This window comes from Streptomyces specialis (assembly GCF_001493375.1).
In the GTDB taxonomy this organism is placed as follows: domain Bacteria; phylum Actinomycetota; class Actinomycetes; order Streptomycetales; family Streptomycetaceae; genus Streptomyces; species Streptomyces specialis.
On the sequence record NZ_LN929875.1, the window covers coordinates 1 to 1,301 of the forward strand.

The following is a 1,301-nucleotide window of genomic DNA, read 5'->3' on the forward strand; positions in this document are numbered from 1 at the left end:
CCGCCGGGGAGCGGGGTCGGGAAGCGCGGTCCGGGCAGAAAGAGCGCCTATATCACGGTGATGTGGCGGTGACGTGGGAAGGAACCCACGGACGGGTGGTTCTGTGGGACCCCGGGCGGCTGTCGGCCATTCGTGTGGCAGCCTTTCCGTGCCGCTGACACCGCTACGAACTCTCCGGGAGGCTTCCCGCTATGGGCGTTGAAGGCCAGGACGCCGAGTCGGCCCGGCCGGCCGGGCCGGGGACGTCCGGCGCCCCGGAGGGCGCCGAGGAGGCCGAGGGTTCGAAGGTGCCGCGGCAGCGGGTGCGGCACCGGGACATCGCCGACCTGGAGCTGATCGACCGGATGCGCCGGGGCGCGCCGGAGGCGTACGAGGAGTTGTACCGGCGCCATGCCGACGCCGTGCGCCGGTACGCGCGCACGTGCTGCCGGGACGCGGACACGGCGGACGACCTGACGAACGAGGTGTTCGCCGCCACGCTCCAGGCGGTCCGGCGCGGAGCCGGACCGGAGACGGCGGTTCGGGCGTATCTGCTGACCTCGGTGCGCCGGGTCGCGGCGGAGTGGGCGCGTACGGCGAAGCGGGAGCAGCTCGTCGAGGACTTCGCGGCGTTCGCCGTCTCGGCGTCCGCGCGGCCGGGTGACGCGGAGGGGCTCGCGGTCGGCGCCGACGTGCGGGCCATGCGCGAGGCGGAGCAGTCGATGGCGGTGCGCGCGTTCCGCAGCCTGCCGGAGCGCTGGCAGACCGTGCTGTGGCACACCACGGTCGAGGAGGCGTCGCCGCGCGAGGTGGCGCCGCTGCTCGGGCTGACGCCGAACGCGACGGCGGTGTTGGCGCACCGGGCGCGTGAGGGGCTGCGACAGGCGTATCTCCAGGAGCATGTGAGCCGGGCGCTGACCGAGGGCGGGGAGTGCGCGCAGTACGCGGACCGGCTGGGCGCGTTCGCCAGGGGCGGGCTGCGGACGCGCGCGGAGCGCGGGCTGCGCAAGCACCTCGCGGAGTGCGCGCGGTGCGCGTCGGCCGCGTCCGAGGTGAGCGATCTCAACGAACGGCTCGGTGCCGTGCTGCCGATCGCGGTCATCGGCTGGTTCGCGGCGGGGTCGTGGTTCAAGGGCGCCGCGGTGGTCACCGGCGCGGCCGGTGCGGGGGCGGCTCTTTTAAACATCTTCAGCCTCCGGCGCAGGAGGAATACTTCAGCCTCCCGACGCTGCCATCTCTTTACAAACATGAAATGTCTCTTCTCTATATACACTTTTCCCTCTTCTGTCCACTGCGTACTCATGCGCTTCCCATATCCCGTA

General features: G+C 72.1%; 1 protein-coding gene. It reads left to right on the top strand.

All coding sequences use genetic code 11. From position 1 onward, the window contains the following. Positions 1 to 191: 191 nt before the first annotated feature. Positions 192 to 1,301 (top strand): sigma-70 family RNA polymerase sigma factor (locus BN2279_RS09700; protein WP_159037177.1); only part of this gene is annotated, 1,110 nt, incomplete at its 3' end.